Source organism: Desertihabitans aurantiacus, assembly GCF_003344635.1.
GTDB lineage: Bacteria > Actinomycetota > Actinomycetes > Propionibacteriales > Propionibacteriaceae > Desertihabitans > Desertihabitans aurantiacus.
This window is the reverse complement of the sequence record NZ_QPKK01000038.1, coordinates 1-18552: the sequence shown is the minus strand read 5'-3', so window position 1 is coordinate 18552 and position 18552 is coordinate 1. Positions and strand designations below refer to the sequence as shown.

Sequence of the window (18552 nt, the reverse complement as noted above, 5' to 3'; positions counted from 1 at the left end):
CGGGCAACGCCAGGGTGGGCGAGTGCGCCATCGGCACCTACCGGCTGCTGCTCGACGCGCCGCTGGGGGAGCGGATCACCCGGGTGCTCTGCTTCGGCCACCCGACGCTGTCCCGTCCGGTCACCCGGCTGCTCGGACGCGCCGACGTCGAGCTGGTCGCGGTCACGGCCGGCGACCGCTGGCCCGACCCCGGCCACCGGGTCTCCCGCGTCGCCGGCGCCGTCGACCTCGCCGCGGGCGACGAGGGCTGGCTGGCGGAGTGGCAGCAGGCCGACGCCGGTCTGCGCCGCCGCCTCGACGCGCTCGTCCCCGCCGACCCCAGCACCGGTCCCGGGCTGGCGGCGATGGTGGCCGGCAGCCTGCGCGCCTCCGACGTCTGGCTGCTCGGCTCCTCCCAGGCGGTCCGGGACGCCGACCTGGCGCCGGTCTGGTCGTCGGCCGGGCCGGTGGTGCACGCCAACCGCGGGCTGGCCGGGATCGACGGCACCGTCTCCACCGCCGTCGGGCTGTCGCTGGGCACCGGCGCCGGGGTGACCGCGCTGGTCGGCGACCTCACCTTCCTGCACGACAGCAACGGGCTGCTGATCGGGCCCGACGAGCCCCGCGCCGACGTCCGGCTGGTCGTCGCCAACGACGTCGGCGGCGCCATCTTCGCCAGCCTCGAGCAGGGACGTCCCGAGCTCGGCGGCTCCTTCGAGCGGCTCTTCGGCACCCCCCACCGCGTCGACCTCGCCGCGCTGGCCGCCGCGCACGGCGTCAAGTACCGCCCGGTCACCGCTGCCGACCAGCTCGCCGAGCTGCTCGAGCGCCGGATCACCGGGATCGAGGTCGTCGAGGTCCGCCTCGACCGCAGCCGCCGCCGCGCCCTGGACGCCGACCTCCGCGCCCTCGTCCGCCCGTCGTGACCCGGGTCCCGGGAACGGCTCAGCCGGGGGTCGGGGTGGCGACCGGCAGCGGGCCGGGCGCGTCCTCGGGATGGCCCGCGTTGGCCTCGACCCAGGAGCGCAGGTGCGCCAGCGGTGCGGCCGCGCTCGCTCCCAGCCCGGTGAGGGCGTACTCGACGCGCGGCGGCACCTCCGGGTAGGCGGTCCGTGTCACCAGGTCGCTCGCCTCGAGCCGCTTGAGGGTCTGCGAGAGCACCTTCGGGCTCACCCCCTCCAGCCGGCGGCGCAGCTCGCCGAACCGGGTCGGGCCCTCCTCGAGCACACCGATGGCGAGCGCGCTCCACTTGTTGGCCAGCAGGTCCAGCAGGTCGCGGCAGGGGCACATCGCGGCGTAGACGTCGTTGCGCCCGCAGGCGTCGGTGGCGGTCACCGTGCCGACGGTACCCGATGGGTACCAGGTGTCCTTGACGGTAACTACGGTCCGTGGGAGATCGTCGCCCCATGACCACCACGCACACCGCCATCGGCTACCGCGACAACCTCCCCGCCACCGACGAGCGGGCGCTCCTCACCGAGCAGGTCCCCACCCCCGAGCCGGGTCCGCACGACCTGCTGGTGCGGGTCGAGGCCGTCTCGGTCAACCCGGTCGACGTCAAGCTGCGCAGCGGGGCGCCGGCCGGAGGGCTGCGGGTGCTCGGCTTCGACGCCGCCGGCACGGTGGAGCGGGTCGGCTCGGAGGTCACCCTCTTCGCCGAGGGCGACGAGGTGTTCTACGCCGGCAGCATCGACCGTCCCGGCACCGACCAGCAGCTGCACCTCGTCGACGAGCGCATCGTGGGACGCAAGCCGGCCAGCCTCTCCTTCGCCGACGCCGCCTCGCTCCCGCTCACCGCGATCACCGCCTGGGAGGCCCTGTTCGACCGGCTCCGGCTCACCGCCGACTCCACCGGCACCCTGCTCGTCGTCGGCGCCACGGGGGGCGTGGGGTCGATCCTGCTGCAGCTCGCCGAGGCGCTGCTGCCCGGGGTCCGGGTCATCGCCACCGCATCCGACGAGGAGCGGGGCGCGCAGGTCCGCGGGCTCGGCGCCGAGCACACCGTCAACCACCGCGAGGACCTCACCGCCCAGGTGCTCGCCCTCGCCCCGGCGGGGGTGGACTGGCTGTTCACCGCCTACTCCGAGGGCCAGGTCGCCACCTATGCCGAGGTCGTCGCCCCGGGCGGCCACGTGGTCGCCATCGACGACGGGCCGCGGGACGTGTCACCGCTGAAGTCCAGGAGCATCGCCTGGCACTGGGAGCTGATGTTCACCCGGCCGGTGCACCAGACCGCCGACCTGGTCGAGCAGCACCGCCTGCTCACCCGGGTCGCCGAGCTCGTCGACGCCGGACGGGTGCGCGCCACCACCGAGCAGGTGCTCACCCCGATCGACGCGGTGAACCTGCGTGAGGCGCACCGGAGGATCGAGAGCAGCCGGACGACGGGCAAGATCGTCCTGCACGGGTGGCGGTGACCCCTGCGGCAGCGCCAGCCGCCAGCCGGCCCGCCGGTCGGGAGCGGCCGCCCGGGTCGTCGAGCGGGCCCGCGTCGGGTTGGACCGGGGGCGAGCGGGTAGCCCATCGGTACCGCCGGGACCGTCCCGGTACCGAACACCCGTGGAGGGATCATGTCTGTTCCCACGTCGTCCCGTACCGACCGTGCGGGCCGGACCAACGTCCAGAAGGCCGCCCTGGTGGTGGGCGTGGTCTTCCTGCTCGTCGGCGTGCTCGGGTTCATCCCGGGCATCACCACCAACTACGACACGATGTCCTTCGCGTCGCACCACTCCGAGGCGATGCTGCTCGGGATCTTCCAGGTCTCGATCCTGCACAACATCGTCCACCTGCTGTTCGGCGTGGCCGGTCTGGTGCTGGCCCGCTCGGTCTCCGGGGCCCGCAGCTACCTGGTCGTGGGCGGGATCATCTACGCGGTGCTGTTCATCTACGGCCTGCTCGTGCCCCAGGACTCCGCGGCCAACTTCGTCCCGCTGAACCTCGCCGACGACATCCTGCACCTGGTGCTGGCGATCGGCATGGTGGGCCTGGGCGTCGCCCTGACCCGCCGGGGTGCCGGCGCCGACGTCTGACCCGCACCGCTCCTCGCCCGTCACCCCGCCCGCCGGCGCGGGGTGACGCGCGGGGGGTGCGGCACGGCGGGGGTGTGCTCGACCTCAGTCGAGCGAGCGCAACCAGCGGCGCAGCGCGGCGGTGGCCAGCACGTCGTCCTCGTTGTACTGCAGCACCCGCTGCCGGGCCTGCGCCCTGACCTCATCGGTGGGCCCGTGCACCGCCTCGGCGAACCAGCGCTGGGAGTTCAGCCCGCCCGGGTCGTCGTCACGCCAGGAGAAGCCGGCCCCCTCGCTGGCCACCACCTTCAGGCCCAGCCCGTTGACGCCGAACAGGTGGTCGCGGACCGTCGCGAACAGGTCGACGAAGGAGCGCACGCCCTCGTCGCGGGCCCAGGTCAGCAGGGCCCCGGCCGCACCGTCGGCGCCGGTGCGCTCGGCCAGCTGACCGATCCGCACCGTCTCGTAGTCGCTGTAGTGGTAGACGCGCACCGGGCGCGGCCCCTCGACCAGCCCCCGGAGCCAGTCCATCGCCTCCGCGGCGAGCGCCACCTCGCCCGCGTCGTCGAGGTCGTGCCAGGACACGAACGACCGGAACTCGCTGGTGCCGGCGACCATGTCGTTGACGAGGAACCCCCACAGGTACACCCGGTCGTCGGCGGAGGTCTCGATGTCGAGGTCGATCTCCAGCTCCGCCGCCGGGACGTCCACCGGGCCGGCCTCCAGCCGCTCCAGCACCACCCCGTCGCTGATCAGCTGGGCCCGCCGCTGCACCCGCCGGATCCGCTGCTCCGCGCCGTGGCGGTGGGCCACCTCGGGCAGGTAGCGCGGCAGCAGCGCGTCCAGGTCGGCCCGCGCCAGCTCGGTGGTGGTGGCCACGCCGAGGGAGCGCAGCACGCTGATCTCGCGGACGTCCAGCGGCGCCTTGGCGATCCGCACGCTGATGTCCTCGGCGTCCAGCTGCGGCTCGCAGGCCCGCCACCACTGGCACCGGTCGCACTCCGACACCTTGATCGGGTGCACCATCGGGGTGACGTCGGGCTGGTCGAGCTGCTCGGCCCGCCGCGCCACCGACACCCGGAACTGGTGCTCGTGGTCGTGCCGCTCCAGCGCCGAGCGCAGCCGCCAGCCGCCGGGAGCGGTGCGGGAGAAGGTGCGGAACACCGGCTCGGCCAGCTCGAGCCAGGTGATGCCCACCGGGTCGTCGGTGCCCACCAGCCCGCCGCGCGGCGGACCGTCCGGAGCCCGGCCGCAGGCCTGCAGCATCCGGTAGAGGTGGGCCAGCTGCACCGCGTCCCGCTCCCGGCGGATGGTGCGGAAGCTCTCCTCGGGGTGCGCCACCGCGGCCGCCCGCGACGGCGCGTCGGTGCCGGAGACGTGCAGCAGGCTGAGCCCGGGCGCCGGCGCGCGCCGCTCCCGCACCCGGTGGCCCTTGACCAGCACCGGGTGGTAGGCGTGCCGGCCGGCGGTGTCCGGGTCGCGCACCAGCACGTCGCAGCGTCCGTAGCGGTGGCCCTCGACGTCCAGCGGCAGCTGGGCGGCCAGCACCAGGTCGGCCCCGGACGCCATCGCCTCGACGGTGCGCCCGGCCCGCACCGCGGCCGGCTCGGAGGCCACCGGACGCAGGTCGACCACCCCGGGCAGCGCGGCCAGCAGGTCGTCGACGTCGCGCTGCCACTGCTCCCCGCCGGCGAACAGCTCGCGCAGCGCCTCGTCGGCCGGCGGCGGGGCCGGGACGCCGACCAGCCGCGGGTCGTGCGCGTTCTGCGTCTTCACCGGGCAGCTGGTCGCGGCGTAGGGGCCGAGCACGATGCCGCCGTCGGCCAGCCTCACGCGGTGCCCCCCATGCGATGCCGCCTCACGCGACCCCACGGTGCAGGGCGACCACGCCACCGGTGAGGTCGCGCCACTGCACCCGGCGCCACCCGGCCCGTCCCATCAGCGCCGCCAGCTCCTGCTGGGCCGGCCAAGCCCGGATCGACTCGGCGAGGTACTCATACGCCGGCGGGTTGGACGAGACCACCCGGGCGACCCCGGGCAGCCCGGCCAGCAGCACGTCGCGGTAGAGCCGGCGCACCCCTGGCAGGGTCGGGGCGGAGAACTCGCACACCACCACCCGCCCGCCCCGACGGGTGACCCGGCGCAGCTCGCGCAGGGCGTCCTCGGTGTGCTCGACGTTGCGCAGCCCGAAGGAGATCGTCACCGCGTCGAAGGCGCCGTCGGCGAAGGGCAGCGACAGCGCGTCCGCGGCCACGAAGGACAGGTCGGGCTGGCGGTGCTTGCCCACCCGCAGCATGCCCAGGCTCAGGTCGGCCGGGACGACCGTGGCGCCGGCGTCGGCGAAGGGGCGGCTGGACGTCCCGGTGCCGGCGGCGAGGTCGAGCACCCGCTCACCCGGCAGCGGGTGCACCGCGGCCACCACCGCACGCCGCCAACGACGGTCCAGACCCAGGCTGAGCACGTCGTTGGTGGTGTCGTAGCGCTCGGCCACCGCGTCGAACATGCGGGCGACGTCGGAGCGGCGTTTGGCCAGCGTGGCTCGAGCGGGGTGCGACACGTGTGGGATTCTGCCACGCGGGTCCGACACCCACCCCGGCTCGGCGGACGCCTCCCGAGCCGGTGCGCGTTCGGCGACGGAAGGCAGAATCGAGGCCATGGCCAGGAAGACCACCGTGCTCAAGGTGTCCGGACTCCGGCGCGCCTACGGGCCCGTGACCATCGTCCGCGACTTCGACCTGGAGGTGCGTGCCGGCGAGGCGGTGGCGCTGACCGGGCGCAACGGCTCGGGGAAGTCGACGGTGCTGCGCTGCCTGGTCGGGGCCGACAAGGCCGACGAGGGCACGGTCGAGGTGAACGGCCACCCGGTGCTGGAGACCTCGGTGCAGTCCCGTCGCGACATCGCCACCGTCATCGACGACCTCGACTTCTTCCCCGACCTGTCCGTGGTCGAGCACCTCGACCTGCTGGCCCGCGCCCACGGCGTCCCCGACGCCGACGCCCTGGTCGACGAGGTGCTGGAGGAGGTGCAGCTGGTGCCGCAGTCGGGGCAGCTGCCCGGCACCCTGTCCTCGGGCCAGCGGCGCCGGCTCGGGCTGGCGACCGCCTTCGTCCGCCCCCGCGACCTGCTGGTGATGGACGAGCCGGAGGCCCGGCTGGACGTCGAGGGCGTGGCGTGGCTGGCCAACCGGCTGCGGGCCGAGCGCGAGCAGGGCCTGGCCATCGTCTTCGCCAGCCACGAGCCCAGCCTGGTCGACACCGTCGCCACCCGGGTGGTCGAGCTGGGCGCCCCGCGGCAGACCGAGGGTGCGCGCGGATGAGCGAGCCCGACCGGACGAGCGAACCGGGACGCACCGCCGAGCCGACCCGCGCCGGCGAGCCCGACCCGATCGGACCCGACGGCCCGGGCCGCAGCCTGCCCCCCGCCGTCACCCCGAAGGGGGCGCGGAAGAAGCGGAAGAAGGAGCCCAAGGCCGCATCGACGTCCGGGCCCGCGACCCCCGCCGCCGCGGAGTCGCTGAGCGAACGTCCCATGCTGCGCACCGGCCAGCCGCTGCCGCGTCCCGCGCACCCCGTGCGGGTGACCACGGTGACCGCGGAGGAGTGCGAGCCCGCCGACCACCGCGAGCTGCTCGGGCTGATGCGCGACTGGCGCAAGGGCCGGGCGACCAAGAAGCTCGGCGAGGTCATCTCCGACGCCTACGTGGTCGTCTTCGGCGTGCTGCTGGTCGGGGCGATGGCGGTCAACGTGGTGCTGCAGGCCCAGACCACGGTCAGCCAGTGCGCCACGGTGGCCTGCACCTCCGCCCGGCTCTTCCTGCCCTGGGCGACGGTGGCCCTGGTGGCCGGGCTGGCGCTGTCGATGGCCCGGTTGTTCGGGCCCGTGCTGGCCTCGGCGGCAGAGGGGACGTGGCTGATGTCGGCCCCGGTCGGACGTGCCCGGCTGCTGCGTCCCCGGCTGGTCTCCGCACTGCTGATCGCCCTGCTCGGCGGCGCGCTGGTCGGCATCCTGGTCACGCTGCTGTCGGGGACCGCCGGCCGTGAGGTGGCGGCCTGGACCATCGCCACCGGTCTGTCCGCGGCCGCCGTGGTGGCCTGGGCCGCGGCCTGGCAGACGGCCGGACGCTCCGGCCCGGCCCGCTGGAGCGCGCGGCTGTTCGCCCTGCTCGGCCTGGCGGTGCTGGTGCTGGTGGTGGCGCTGGCGGCCGGGTGGACCACCTTCACCCTGCCCGGGGTGGCCCGGATCGAGATCGCGGCGGCCGTCGCGGCGGGGGCGGTGCTGCTGCTGGTGGTCTGCGCCGTCGTGGCCGGACGCCGGCTCGACCGGATCGAGCGGCTGCGGCTGACCAGCGGCGGCTCCCTGGTCTCGGGCCTGTCCGGTGCCTTCTACGCCCTCGACCTCGGGCTGATCCACGACATCGTGGTGGAGCGGCGCGCCCGCGAGAAGGGCCACGTCCGGGCGATGCGTGGCAGCGGCGAGGCCGTCCGGGCCCTGGTGCTGCGTGAGGTGCAACGGGCCCTGCGCAGCCCCGCCGCGGTGCCCACGGTGCTGCTCACCGCGGTGGTGCCCTACGCCGCCGACGCGCTCGGCCTGGCCACCGTGGTGCCGTTCCTCGGGGCCCTCGCCGTCTTCGTCAGCCTGATCCCGCTCACCGGCGGTCTGCGGGTGCTCACCCGCAACAGCGGGCTGGCGCGGACGCTGCCCTTCACCAACGGCCAGATCCGCCGCGCCACCGTGGTGGTGCCGGCCGTGGTGGCGCTGGTCTGGGCGATCGCTTCCGCGCCGGCCTTCGTCGGGTTCGGCGAGTCCGCCGGCAGCCGTCCGGTGCTGGAGGCGGTGCAGGTGACCCTGCTCACCGCGTTCGCCGGGCTGATGGGTGCGGTCCGCTGGACCACCGCCAAGCCGGTGAACTGGGGCGCCCCGATGGCCTCCACGCCGGCCGGTGCGATCCCGCCCGGGATGATCACCGCCCCGATCCGCGGGATCGACATGGTGCTGCTCATCACCGCCCCGATCCTGCTGAACCTGCCGCTGGTGGTGTCCTTCGTCATCGCGGCCATCGTGGCGGTCGTGCTGCTGGGCGGTTTCAGCAGCGAGGGCCTGCAGGCCACCCGCGAGCAGCAGCAGAAGGAGCTGGAGCGCCAGCGCGCCGCCCGCCGCCGCTGAGCGGCGGGGGGTCAGCCGACCCAGCGGCGGCGGACCGAGGGGTCGGCCTTCTCCAGCGCGAGCCGCACCACCGGACGCGGCATCTCGGCGGCGTGCGAGGTGAGGAAGGCGTTGAGCATCAGCGGGGCCCGCTCGCCGGCGTGCTTGAGGAAGGTGCCGACGGCCTGGTGCACCACCGGCTCGGGGTCGGCGGCCAGCGCGGAGGCCACCACGTAGCCGGCGGTGAGGTCGGCGTCGGAGCCCTGCCGCACGAACAGCAGCGGCGCCGTGATCGCCGAGCGGCGACGCAGCGGGTCCTCGCTGGCGGCCAGCTCGTGCAGCACCTCGTACGGCCCGCCGAGCAGCGGCCCGCCCAGCACCCGCGGGGCGGCCCGGTCGACCATGTCCCAGGTGGTGACCCGGTCGTGGCGGCGCAGGTAGAGCTGCTGGCGCGCCGGGTCGCCGATCCGGTCGCGCACCTGCAGGTCGAGCACGCACACGGCGCACATCCGGGCCTCGTAGGTCGACTGGTCGAGCAGCCGCTCCACCTCGCCCAGCGAGAGCGAGGACGCCCACCGGGCGACGTCGAACAGCTCGCGCATCCGCATCCCGATGGCCGGCTCGTCCGGGGCGAGCCGGCGTCGCACCTTCGGCAGCTCGGCCGGGTCGGCCCGGGCCTGCAGCGCCCCCACCACCACCTCGGCGGTCAGCTCCCCGATCATCGGGCACCCGTCCGCGAGGCCACCCGACCGGTCGCGGCGGACGCCTCGGCCAGCGCGGTCCGCATCGGCACCAGCTTGGCCTGCGACTCGGCCACCTCGGCGTCGGGGTCGGAGTCGGCCACGATCCCGCAGCCGGCGTACAGCCGGACCACCCGCGGGTCGTCCGGGTCCACCTGCCCGCAGCGCAGCGCGATCGCCCACGCCCCGTCGCCGGTGCTGTCCACCCAGCCGACCGGGCCGGAGTAGCGTCCCCGGTCCATCGACTCCAGCTCGGCGATCAGCCGGCGGGCGGTCGGGGTCGGGGTGCCGCAGACCGCCGCGCTCGGGTGCAGGGCGCCGACCAGCTCCAGCACCGAGGTCGTCGGGCTGGTGGCCGCGGTGATCTCGGTCGCCAGGTGCAGCACGTTGGGCAGCTCGAGCACGTAGGGCGCGCTCGGCACGTTCATCCCGTCGCAGTAGGGCGCCAGCGCCGAGGCCACCGAGGCCACCGCGAACTCGTGCTCGAGCAGGTCCTTCGAGGACGAGGCCAGCGCCGCGCCGAGGGTCTCCGGGGCGGCGCCGGAGACGCCGATCGTCCCGGCCAGCACCCGCGAGGTCACCAGCCCCTCCTCGCGCCGCACCAGCATCTCCGGGCTGGCGCCGACCAGACCGTCGACGAGGAACGTCCAGCACCGCGGGTAGGACGCGTGCAGCCGCCGGGCCAGCCGCCCCACCGGCAGCGGGCGGTCGCCGCGCACGGTCACCTGCCGGGCCAGCACCACCTTGTCCAGGTCGCCGACGAGGATCCGCTTCACCCCGCGGGCCACCCGCTCGGCCCACTGCTCGGCGTCGAGGGCCTCGTGCTCCTCGTGCAGGGTGACGGGCTCCTCCGGCTCCGCGCCGGCGTCCAGCAGCGCGTCCAGCCGCGCGGCGGCCGGGACGGGGAACGGCCGGGTCGAGGCCTCCAGCAGCACCGTCTCCCCGTGCCGGTGCACCAGCACCCACTCCGGCAGCACCAGCACCGGCGCCGCCTCGGTGTGCCCGGGGTCGAAGGGGAACGAGCCGAAGGCGAGCGAGGCGTGGCCGGCGCTGTCCCCGGTGTGCTCCAGCCGGGCGCACACGCCGTCCCACCAGGACGCCGCCGCGCCGGTGCCCTCCCCGGGCCGCGGCTGCCAGCGCAGGGCCGCACCGCCACCGACCGCACCGTCCTCGCCGTGCAGCCAGCCGTAGTCCACCCCGCCGGCCGGTCCGCGCCGCAGCAGGTCGAGCACCGCGTCGAGGCCGGTCCCCGGCAGCAGCGTGCTCCGGACGAAGACGGGGGCCGAGCTGTGCACGAGCAGGGGGGCGATCACGCCCAGAGCCTACGCACCGGATTTGCGTGATGTCGTGCTTGCGATATTCGCTCGGTCAAACCGCCCGCGACAAGGGAGAACGGCACCCACCCCTGCGCACGAAACCCGCGGATGTGGTTAGAGTGGCGGAGGTAGTGAACGTTTTCACGAGCAGCAGGAGTGTCATGACCAGCACCCCGTCCGGGGTCGTCGACGCCGACGTGGTCGTCGTGGGAGCCGGCCCCGCCGGTTCGGCCACCGCCACGCACCTGGCGCGGCGCGGGCTGGAGGTCGCCCTGCTCGAGAAGACGCAGTTCCCCCGCGAGAAGGTCTGCGGGGACGGGCTCACCCCCCGCGCCACCCGCCAGCTGATCCGGCTCGGCATCGACACCTCCACCGAGGCCGGCTGGCTGCACAACCGGGGTCTGCGGATCTACGGCGGCGGCGGGCAGCCGTTCCACCTGGACTGGCCCGACCTGGCCGACTTCCCGCCCTACGGGCTGGTCCGCCCGCGCTCCGACTTCGACGACCTGCTGGCCCGGACGGCCGTGGCCGCCGGCGCCAAGCTGTACGAGCAGGCCTTCGTCACCGAGCCGCTGCTGGACGAGCGCACCGACCGGATCGTCGGCGTCCGCTGCAAGGACGGCCGGGAGTTCCGGGCGCCGCTGGTGGTCGCCGCCGACGGCAACTCCACCCGGCTGAGCGTGGCGATGGGCATCCAGAAGCGCGACGACCGCCCGATGGGGGTGGCGGTGCGCACCTACTACACCTCGCCGCGCTCCGACGACGACTACCTCGAGTCCTGGCTGGAGCTGTGGGACGGCCCGCCCGGGCAGTCCACCCTGCTGCCCGGCTACGGCTGGATCTTCGGCATGGGCGACGGCACCAGCAACGTCGGGCTCGGCATCCTCAACACCTCCTCCGCGTTCGGCAGGACCGACTACAAGGCCCTGCTCAAGGCCTGGCTGGACACCACCCCGGAGGAGTGGGGCTACCGCGACGCCAACATGACCACCCCGGTGCGCGGTGCCGCGCTGCCGATGGGGTTCAACCGCCAGCCGCACTACACCCGCGGGCTGCTGCTGGTCGGCGACGCCGGAGGCATGGTCAACCCGTTCAACGGCGAGGGCATCGCCTACGCCATGGAGGCCGGGGAGTACGCCGCCGACGCCGCCACCGAGGCGCACCGTCGCGGTGTCGGCACCCCGAGCGCGGAGAAGGCGCTGCAGGGCTACCCGAGCCGGCTCAAGGACGAGCTCGGCGGCTACTACCGCCTGGGCAACGTCTTCGTGCGGCTGATCGGCAACCCGCAGGTGATGTCGCTGTGCACCCGCTACGGGCTGCCGCGGCGGACGCTGATGAGGTTCGTGCTCAAGCTGCTGGCCAACCTCACCGACTCCCGCGACGGGGACGCGATGGACCTGGTGATCAACCAGCTCACGCGGCTGGCGCCGGCGGCCTAGGGGACGTCGACGTGGACCGCAGGGCTTCAACGGAGAGGCAGGTGTGGTGAACAACCTCTACGCACCGATCGTGGTGCTGCTGGCCATCGCGGCCGCCTTCGTGGCGGTCAGCGTGGTCACCAGCGTCAACGTGGGTCCGCGCCGCTACAACCGCGCCAAGTACGACTCCTACGAGTGCGGCATCCAGCCCACCCCGCACGCCGTCGGCGGCGGGCGGGTGCCGATGAAGTACTACATCACCGCGATGCTCTTCATCGTCTTCGACATCGAGATCGTCTTCCTCTACCCCTGGGCGGTCAGCTTCGACCTGCTCGGCCCGTTCGCGCTGGCCGAGATGGTGCTGTTCGTGGCGACCGTCTTCATCGCCTACTTCTACGTGCTGCGGCGGGGAGGCCTGGAATGGGACTGACCGCCCGGTACCCGCGCACGACCGACACGACCGACGAGGACAGGACGGGGGCACGCTGATGGCCGGTGGACTCGAGGACAACGTCCCCAGTGGGGTGCTGCTCACCACGGTGGAGGGGCTGTTCGGCTGGATGCGGCAGGCGTCCTTCTGGCCGGCGACCTTCGGCCTGGCCTGCTGCGCGATCGAGATGATGACCTACGGCGCGCCCCGCTACGACTCCGGGCGCTGGGGCCAGGAGGTGTTCCGGGCCTCGCCGCGCCAGGCCGACCTGATGATCGTGGCCGGCCGGGTGAGTCAGAAGATGGCCCCGGTGCTGCGCCAGATCTACGACCAGATGCCCAACCCGAAGTGGGTGCTGTCGATGGGGGTGTGCGCCAGCACCGGCGGCATGTTCAACAACTACGCGATCGTCCAGGGCGTCGACCACGTGGTGCCGGTCGACATGTACGTGCCCGGCTGCCCGCCGCGCCCGGAGATGCTCATCGACGGCATGTTCAAGCTGCGCAAGCTGGTCCAGGACAAGCCGATCGGGGTCAACGAGGACCGCTTCTACGCCGAGCAGGAGGCCGCCCAGCTCACCGCCCCGGCCACCTCCGAGCTCAAGGGGCTGCTGCGATGAGCGACCGTCCGGACGAGAAGGGTCTCGAGCGCGAGGACGCCCCGGCCTCGGACACCAGCCTGGAGCCGGACACCGGCAGCGACGACGTCGCCGGCCCCGCTCCGCACCAGGTGCAGATCCGCCGCGGCATGTTCGGTGCGGCCGGCAGCGGCGACACGTCCGGTTTCGGACGCCTGCAGCGCGTGGTCGAGATGCCCCAGCCGACCGCCCGGCCCTACGGCGGCTGGTTCGACACGGTGGCCGACGAGATGGCCAAGGTGCTGCCCGCCGGCGCGGTGACCGCGGTGGTGGTGCACCGCGGCGAGATCACCTTCACCATCGACCGCCACCACCTGCTCGCGGTGGCCCGGGCGCTGCGCGACACCCCGACGCTGCGCTTCGAGCACTGCGCCTCGGTCTCGGGGGTGCACCTGCCGACCCAGCAGGGCGCGGAGCTGCACGTCGTCTACCACCTGCAGTCGATGACCCACAACCGGCGGATCCGGCTCGAGGTCACCTGCCCCGACGCCGACCCGCACGTGCCGAGCGTGGTCAGCGTCTACCCGGCCGCGGACTGGCACGAGCGTGAGACCTGGGACATGTTCGGCGTCCAGTTCGACGGCCACCCGGCGCTGACCCGGATCCTCATGCCTGACGACTGGTCCGGCCACCCGCAGCGCAAGGACTACCCCCTCGGCGGCATCGACATCGAGTACAAGGGCGCCGTCGTCGCCCCGCCGGAGACGCGGAGGAGCTACACGTGAGCACCAGCACCGAGCAGTCCACGCCGAGCCCGGGCGCTGGCCAGGCCGACCCGTTCGGCCCGCCGGGGGAGCCGGTCGAGGGCCGGGTCTACACCGCCACCGGGCAGGACTGGCAGGACATCGCCGACCTGCAGGCCGAGCGCGGAGACGAGCGGATCGTCGTCAACATGGGCCCCCAGCACCCGTCCACCCACGGCGTGCTGCGGCTGATCCTGGAGATGGAGGGCGAGTCCGTCCTCGAGGCCCGCTGCGGGATCGGCTACCTGCACACCGGCATCGAGAAGAACATGGAGGTGCGCACCTGGACCCAGGGCGTCACCTTCTGCACCCGGATGGACTACCTCACCCCGCTGTTCCAGGAGGTCGCCTACTGCCTGTCGGTGGAGCGGCTGCTGGGCATCACCGAGGACGTCCCGGAGAAGGCCACCGTGATGCGGGTGCTGCTGATGGAGCTCAACCGCATCTCCAGCCACCTGGTCGCCATCGCCACCGGTGGCATGGAGATCGGCGCCCTGACGGTGATGACCATCGGCTTCCGCGACCGGGAGATGATCCTGGACGCCTTCGAGCTGATCACCGGGCTGCGGATGAACCACGCCTTCATCCGCCCCGGCGGGGTGGCCAACGACCTGCCGGACAACGGCATCGCCAAGCTCCGCGACACCGTCGCCTGGCTGAAGAAGCACCTGCCCGAGTACGCCGCCCTCTGCAACGAGAACCCGATCTTCAAGGGCCGTCTCGGCGGGGTCGGCCACCTCGACCTGTCCGGGTGCATGGCACTGGGGATCACCGGCCCGGTGCTGCGATCCACCGGCTACGGCTGGGACCTTCGCAAGCAGCAGCCCTACTGCGGCTACGAGACCTACGACTTCGAGGTGCCGACCTGGGACACCGCCGACGCCTACGGCCGGTTCCGGGTGCGCCAGGAGGAGATGTGGCAGAGCCTGCGCATCGTCGAGCAGTGCATCGACCGGCTGGAGCGGATGGAGGGTGAGCCGGTGATGGTCGCCGACGCCAAGATCGCCTGGCCCGCGCAGATGTCGATCGGCCCCGACGGGATGGGCAACTCCAACGAGCACATCAAGCACATCATGAGCCAGTCGATGGAGGCCCTGATCCACCACTTCAAGCTGGTCACCGAGGGCTTCCGGGTGCCGCCCGGCCAGGCCTATGTGCCGATCGAGAGCCCCAAGGGCGAGCTCGGCGCGCACCTGGTCTCCGACGGCGGGACGCGTCCCTACCGCGCCCACTTCCGCGACCCCAGCTTCAACAACCTGCAGGCCGTCCCGATCATGTGCGAGGGCTCGATGATCTCCGACGTCGTGGTCGCCGTCGCCTCCATCGACCCGGTGATGGGTGGTGTCGACCGGTGAGCACGAACGGGCACACCAACGGGCACTCCGAGCACCACTTCACGACGCACTTCGTCGAGACCGGTGGCGTCGACATGGCCGTCACCGAGACCGCGCTGACCGAGGCGCACCTCGAGGAGATGCGCCAGATCGCGGCACGCTACCCGCAGCCGCGCTCGGCGCTGCTGCCGATGCTGCACCTGGTGCAGTCGGTGGAGGGACGGGTCACCCCGGCCGGCATCGAGGCCTGCGCCGACGTGCTGCAGATCAGCGCCGCCGAGGTGAGCGGGGTGGCGACCTTCTACACGATGTACAAGCGCAAGCCGGTCGGGAAGCACCACGTCGGCGTCTGCACCACCGCGCTCTGCGCGATCCTCGGCGGGGACGAGGTGCTGGCCACCCTGCAGCGCCACCTCGGCGTCGGCAACGACGAGACGACCGAGGACGGCGCCATCACGCTGGAGCACATCGAGTGCAACGCCGCCTGCGACTACGCGCCGGTGATGATGGTCAACTGGGAGTTCTTCGACAACGTCACCCCCGCCTCGGCGGTCGAGGTGGTCGAGGCCCTGCGCGCCGGCGAGCCGGTGACCTCCACCCGAGGTGCGGAGATCACCTCCTGGCGCGAGGCCGAGCGGGTGCTGGCCGGCTTCCCCGACGGACGGGCCGACTCCGGCCCCACCGCGGGCGAGGCCTCGCTGCTCGGGCTGCGGATCGCCCGCGAGCACGGCTGGCAGGCCCCGCCGGTGGGCGGCGAGGCGGAGCCGGAGGAGCCCGCGGAGGTCGCCGAGGTCAACGCCGAGGCCGCCACCGGCCCGTCCGAACCGGACTCCACCCGGCGCGAGGCCGCCGAGGAGTCCACCGAGGACGCCCGCGCCGGCGACGACGCCGAGCGACCGGCGGACCGCCCAGGAGAAGGAGGGAAGAGGTGACCGACCTGCTGACCCCGGTGCTCTCGGCCCGGTGGGGTGACGAGCGGGCCTGGAAGCTCGGCAACTACGAGCGCACCGGTGGGTACGCCGCCCTGCGCACCGCCCTGCGGATGGAGCCCGACGAGGTCGTCGCGCTGGTCAAGGACGCCGGCCTCCGCGGCCGCGGAGGGGCCGGCTTCCCGACCGGCATGAAGTGGTCCTTCGTGCCCAAGGACAACCCCAACCCCACCTACCTGGTGGTCAACGCCGACGAGTCCGAGCCGGGCACCTGCAAGGACATGCCGCTGATGATGGCGACCCCGCACACGCTGGTGGAGGGCGTCATCATCTCCGCCTACGCGATCCGGGCCCGCTACGCCTTCATCTACGTGCGCGGTGAGGTGCTGCACGTGGTCCGCCGGCTGCAGCAGGCCGTCCGCGAGGCCTACTCCGCCGGCTACGCCGGAGCCAACGTGCTCGGCACCGGTTACGACCTCGAGGTGGTCGTGCACGCCGGCGCCGGGGCCTACATCTGCGGGGAGGAGACGGCGCTGCTGGACTCCCTGGAGGGACGCCGCGGCCAGCCCCGGCTGCGTCCGCCGTTCCCCGCCGTCGCCGGGCTCTACGCCAGCCCGACGGTGATCAACAACGTCGAGTCGATCGCCTCGGTGCCCTCGATCGTCACCGGCGGCGCGGAGTGGTTCTCCTCGATGGGCACCGAGAAGTCCAAGGGGATGACGCTGTACTCGCTGTCGGGCCACGTGAAGAACCCCGGCCAGTTCGAGGCGCCGATGGGCATCACCCTGCGCCAGCTGCTCGAGCTGGCCGGCGGGATGCGCGAGGGCCACGAGCTGAAGTTCTGGACGCCGGGCGGCTCCTCCACCCCGATCCTCACCCCGGAGCACCTCGACCTGCCACTGGACTACGAGTCGATGGCCGGGGCCGGGTCGATGCTCGGCACCAAGGCGCTGCAGTGCTTCGACGACACCACCTCGGTGGTCCGCTCCACGCTGCGCTGGGTGGAGTTCTACAAGCACGAGTCCTGCGGCAAGTGCACCCCGTGCCGGGAGGGCTCGTGGTGGCTGGTGCAGATCCTCATGCGGCTGGAGGCCGGCCGCGGCGAGCCCGGCGACATCGAGAAGATCCTCGACCTCTGCGACAACATCGGCGGACGCTCCTTCTGCGCCCTGGCCGACGGCGCCGTCGCCTGCGTCACCTCCGCGATCAAGCACTTCCGCGAGGAGTTCGAGCAGGGGATGCACACACCCGCCTGGGAGCTGCTGCCCTACGAGCGCAGCACGGTCTTCGCCACGGGTCCCGACACCCCCGCGCTCGGCGCGGGCACCGAACCGGCCGGAGGTGCACGATGACGGTCATCAGCAAGGGCGAGCAGGGCCAGGTCGAGCAGCCCGAGGACCTGGTCACCCTCACCATCGACGACACCTCGGTGTCGGTGCCGAAGGGGACGCTGGTGATCCGGGCCGCCGAGCTGGTCGGGGTCGCCATCCCGCGCTTCTGCGACCACCCGCTGCTGGAACCGGCCGGCGCCTGCCGGCAGTGCCTGGTCGAGGTGCCCGACGCCGGCAACGGGCGAGGGATGCCCAAACCCCAGGCGTCCTGCACGCTGGCGGTGGCCGAGGGCATGCAGATCCGCACCCAGGTGACGTCCCCGGTGGCCGACAAGGCCCAGCAGGGGATGATGGAGATGCTCCTGCTCAACCACCCGCTCGACTGCCCGGTCTGCGACAAGGGCGGGGAGTGCCCGCTGCAGAACCAGGCGATGAGCAACGGCCGCGGCGAGTCCCGGTTCGAGGCGGTCAAGCGCACCTACCCCAAGCCGGTGAGCATCTCCGCCCAGGTGCTGCTCGACCGCGAGCGGTGCGTGCTCTGCGCCCGCTGCACCCGCTTCTCCGAGCAGATCGCCGGTGACCCGTTCATCGCCCTGGTCGAGCGGGGTGCGCTGCAGCAGGTCGGCATCTACGAGCGCGAGCCGTTCGAGTCCTACTTCTCCGGCAACACCATCCAGATCTGCCCGGTCGGCGCGCTCACCTCGGCCGCCTACCGGTTCCGGGCCCGTCCCTTCGACCTCACCTCCACCCCGTCGGTGGGTGAGCACGACGCCTGCGGCGCCGCGATCCGGGTCGACCACCGTCGCGGAGAGGTGGTGCGCCGGCTGGCCGGGGACGACCCCGAGGTGAACGAGGAGTGGATCACCGACAAGGACCGCTTCGCCTTCCGCTACGGGCGCGGGGAGGACCGGCTGCGCGTCCCGCTGGTGCGCGAGGACGGCGTGCTGCGGCCGGCGTCGTGGCCGGAGGCGATCGACGTCGCCGTCCGCGGGCTGCAGGCCGCCGGGCCGGACGAGACCGGCACCGGGCTGAGCGTCGGCGTGCTGACCGGTGGCCGGCTGACCCTCGAGGACGCCTACGGCTACTCCCGCTTCGCCCGCACCGTGCTCGGCACCGACGACATCGACTTCCGCGCCCGCCCGCTCTCGGCGGAGGAGACCGACTTCCTCACCCGCCGGGTCGCCGCCCGCACCGACGTCCGCTACGGCGACCTCGACACCGCCTCGGCGGTGCTGATGGTCGGCTTCGAGCCGGAGGAGGAGGCCGGCACGGTCTTCCTGCGGATGCGCAAGGCGATGCGCGCCTCCGGGCTGCGCTCCTGGACGCTGGCGCCCTACCTCAGCAACGGCGCCCGCAAGGTCGGGGCGCGGCTGGTGCCGACCGTCCCCGGCACCGAGGCCGAGGTGCTGGCCGGGATCGAGTCCACCGTCGGTCTGGACGCCGACGCGATCATCCTGGTCGGGGAGCGGGCCGCGCTGTTCCCCGGGGCGCTGACGGCGGTCGCCGAGCTGGCCGACCGGACCGGGGCCCGGCTGGCCTGGGTG

At 73.4% G+C, this 18552-nt stretch carries 18 protein-coding genes; 13 read left to right on the top strand and 5 right to left on the bottom strand.

What is annotated here, in order from left to right; genetic code table 11:
* The coding region (locus DVA66_RS05270; protein WP_232821773.1) for a 2-succinyl-5-enolpyruvyl-6-hydroxy-3-cyclohexene-1-carboxylate synthase at positions 1 to 905 on the top strand (905 nt) is incomplete at its 5' end.
* 19 nt (positions 906 to 924) lie between these two features.
* On the opposite strand, the gene DVA66_RS05265 is transcribed toward DVA66_RS05270, so the two are convergent.
* Complete coding sequence (locus DVA66_RS05265; RefSeq protein WP_232821772.1) at positions 925 to 1314, bottom strand: winged helix-turn-helix transcriptional regulator; 390 nt, start codon at positions 1312 to 1314, stop codon at positions 925 to 927.
* A gap of 71 nt (positions 1315 to 1385) precedes the next feature.
* On the opposite strand from DVA66_RS05265, the gene DVA66_RS05260 reads away from it, so the two are divergent.
* Together DVA66_RS05260 and DVA66_RS05255 are read left to right on the top strand one after the other, a co-directional pair.
* Positions 1386 to 2396: a zinc-binding alcohol dehydrogenase family protein gene (locus DVA66_RS05260; protein ID WP_114559110.1), complete on the top strand. Its 1011-nt coding sequence runs from the start codon at positions 1386 to 1388 to the stop codon at positions 2394 to 2396.
* 153 nt (positions 2397 to 2549) lie between these two features.
* On the top strand, positions 2550 to 3008 hold the full coding sequence (locus tag DVA66_RS05255; protein WP_114559109.1) for a DUF4383 domain-containing protein: 459 nt from the start codon (positions 2550 to 2552) through the stop codon (positions 3006 to 3008).
* A gap of 84 nt (positions 3009 to 3092) precedes the next feature.
* Here the strand turns inward: DVA66_RS05255 and DVA66_RS05250 are convergent, their stop codons facing one another.
* Positions 3093 to 4820, bottom strand: coding sequence for a TM0106 family RecB-like putative nuclease (locus tag DVA66_RS05250; RefSeq protein WP_114559108.1), 1728 nt, complete (start codon positions 4818 to 4820; stop codon positions 3093 to 3095).
* Positions 4821 to 4845: 25 nt separating this feature from the next.
* Positions 4846 to 5490 carry a demethylmenaquinone methyltransferase gene (locus DVA66_RS05245; RefSeq protein ID WP_232821775.1) on the bottom strand — a complete coding sequence of 215 codons (645 nt, stop codon included), beginning with the start codon at positions 5488 to 5490 and terminating at the stop codon, positions 4846 to 4848.
* Positions 5491 to 5641: 151 nt separating this feature from the next.
* On the opposite strand from DVA66_RS05245, the gene DVA66_RS05240 reads away from it, so the two are divergent.
* Positions 5642 to 6304, top strand: coding sequence for an ABC transporter ATP-binding protein (locus DVA66_RS05240; RefSeq protein WP_114559107.1), 663 nt, complete (start codon positions 5642 to 5644; stop codon positions 6302 to 6304).
* Positions 6301 to 8151, top strand: a complete 1851-nt coding sequence (locus tag DVA66_RS05235; protein ID WP_114559106.1) for a DUF6297 family protein — start codon at positions 6301 to 6303, stop codon at positions 8149 to 8151. Before DVA66_RS05240 ends, DVA66_RS05235 begins: the two co-directional genes overlap by 4 nt.
* An 11-nt stretch (positions 8152 to 8162) precedes the next feature.
* Here DVA66_RS05235 and DVA66_RS05230 read toward each other — a convergent pair whose 3' ends face one another.
* Together DVA66_RS05230 and DVA66_RS05225 are read right to left on the bottom strand one after the other, a co-directional pair.
* A complete protein-coding gene (locus DVA66_RS05230; RefSeq protein WP_198671500.1) occupies positions 8163 to 8852 on the bottom strand; it encodes a DNA alkylation repair protein in 690 nt (229 codons plus the stop codon).
* Positions 8849 to 10183, bottom strand: coding sequence for an isochorismate synthase (locus DVA66_RS05225; RefSeq protein WP_232821771.1), 1335 nt, complete (start codon positions 10181 to 10183; stop codon positions 8849 to 8851). Before DVA66_RS05225 ends, DVA66_RS05230 begins: the two co-directional genes overlap by 4 nt.
* Before the next feature lie 164 nt (positions 10184 to 10347).
* Between DVA66_RS05225 and DVA66_RS05220 the strand changes: the two genes are divergently transcribed.
* From DVA66_RS05220 to DVA66_RS05185, 8 genes are all read left to right on the top strand, one after another.
* The gene (locus DVA66_RS05220) at positions 10348 to 11625 is read left to right on the top strand and encodes a geranylgeranyl reductase family protein (RefSeq protein ID WP_114559105.1); all 1278 of its coding nucleotides are present in this window, start codon (positions 10348 to 10350) and stop codon (positions 11623 to 11625) included.
* Between the two features lie 46 nt (positions 11626 to 11671).
* Complete coding sequence (locus DVA66_RS05215; RefSeq protein ID WP_114126584.1) at positions 11672 to 12034, top strand: NADH-quinone oxidoreductase subunit A; 363 nt, start codon at positions 11672 to 11674, stop codon at positions 12032 to 12034.
* Between the two features lie 58 nt (positions 12035 to 12092).
* Positions 12093 to 12653 (top strand): NuoB/complex I 20 kDa subunit family protein, encoded by a 561-nt coding sequence (locus DVA66_RS05210; protein ID WP_114559104.1) that lies wholly within the window; start codon positions 12093 to 12095, stop codon positions 12651 to 12653.
* Entirely contained in the window at positions 12650 to 13396 is a 747-nt protein-coding gene (locus DVA66_RS05205; protein WP_114559103.1) for an NADH-quinone oxidoreductase subunit C, read from the top strand. Before DVA66_RS05210 ends, DVA66_RS05205 begins: the two co-directional genes overlap by 4 nt.
* 119 nt (positions 13397 to 13515) lie before the next feature.
* A complete protein-coding gene (locus DVA66_RS05200; protein WP_232821774.1) occupies positions 13516 to 14769 on the top strand; it encodes an NADH-quinone oxidoreductase subunit D in 1254 nt (417 codons plus the stop codon).
* A 74-nt stretch (positions 14770 to 14843) separates the two neighbouring features.
* Positions 14844 to 15680 carry an NADH-quinone oxidoreductase subunit NuoE gene (gene nuoE, locus DVA66_RS05195; RefSeq protein ID WP_114559112.1) on the top strand — a complete coding sequence of 279 codons (837 nt, stop codon included), beginning with the start codon at positions 14844 to 14846 and terminating at the stop codon, positions 15678 to 15680.
* Positions 15677 to 17029: an NADH-quinone oxidoreductase subunit NuoF gene (gene nuoF / locus DVA66_RS05190; protein WP_114559101.1), complete on the top strand. Its 1353-nt coding sequence runs from the start codon at positions 15677 to 15679 to the stop codon at positions 17027 to 17029. The genes nuoE and nuoF overlap by 4 nt, the downstream gene beginning before the upstream one ends.
* Positions 17026 to 18552, top strand: a 1527-nt coding sequence (locus tag DVA66_RS05185) for an NADH-quinone oxidoreductase subunit G (protein ID WP_114559100.1), incomplete at its 3' end; no start/stop codon positions are given. The genes nuoF and DVA66_RS05185, both read left to right, overlap by 4 nt.

Coding starts and splice junctions, on each gene's coding strand:
- DVA66_RS05260 (WP_114559110.1), top strand. CDS start 1,386: ATGACCACCACGCACACCGCCATCGGCTACCGCGACAACCTCCCCGCC.
- DVA66_RS05255 (WP_114559109.1), top strand. CDS start 2,550: ATGTCTGTTCCCACGTCGTCCCGTACCGACCGTGCGGGCCGGACCAAC.
- DVA66_RS05245 (WP_232821775.1), bottom strand. CDS start 5,490: ATGTTCGACGCGGTGGCCGAGCGCTACGACACCACCAACGACGTGCTC.
- DVA66_RS05240 (WP_114559107.1), top strand. CDS start 5,642: ATGGCCAGGAAGACCACCGTGCTCAAGGTGTCCGGACTCCGGCGCGCC.
- DVA66_RS05235 (WP_114559106.1), top strand. CDS start 6,301: ATGAGCGAGCCCGACCGGACGAGCGAACCGGGACGCACCGCCGAGCCG.
- DVA66_RS05230 (WP_198671500.1), bottom strand. CDS start 8,852: ATGATCGGGGAGCTGACCGCCGAGGTGGTGGTGGGGGCGCTGCAGGCC.
- DVA66_RS05220 (WP_114559105.1), top strand. CDS start 10,348: ATGACCAGCACCCCGTCCGGGGTCGTCGACGCCGACGTGGTCGTCGTG.
- DVA66_RS05210 (WP_114559104.1), top strand. CDS start 12,093: ATGGCCGGTGGACTCGAGGACAACGTCCCCAGTGGGGTGCTGCTCACC.
- DVA66_RS05205 (WP_114559103.1), top strand. CDS start 12,650: ATGAGCGACCGTCCGGACGAGAAGGGTCTCGAGCGCGAGGACGCCCCG.
- nuoE (WP_114559112.1), top strand. CDS start 14,844: ATGGCCGTCACCGAGACCGCGCTGACCGAGGCGCACCTCGAGGAGATG.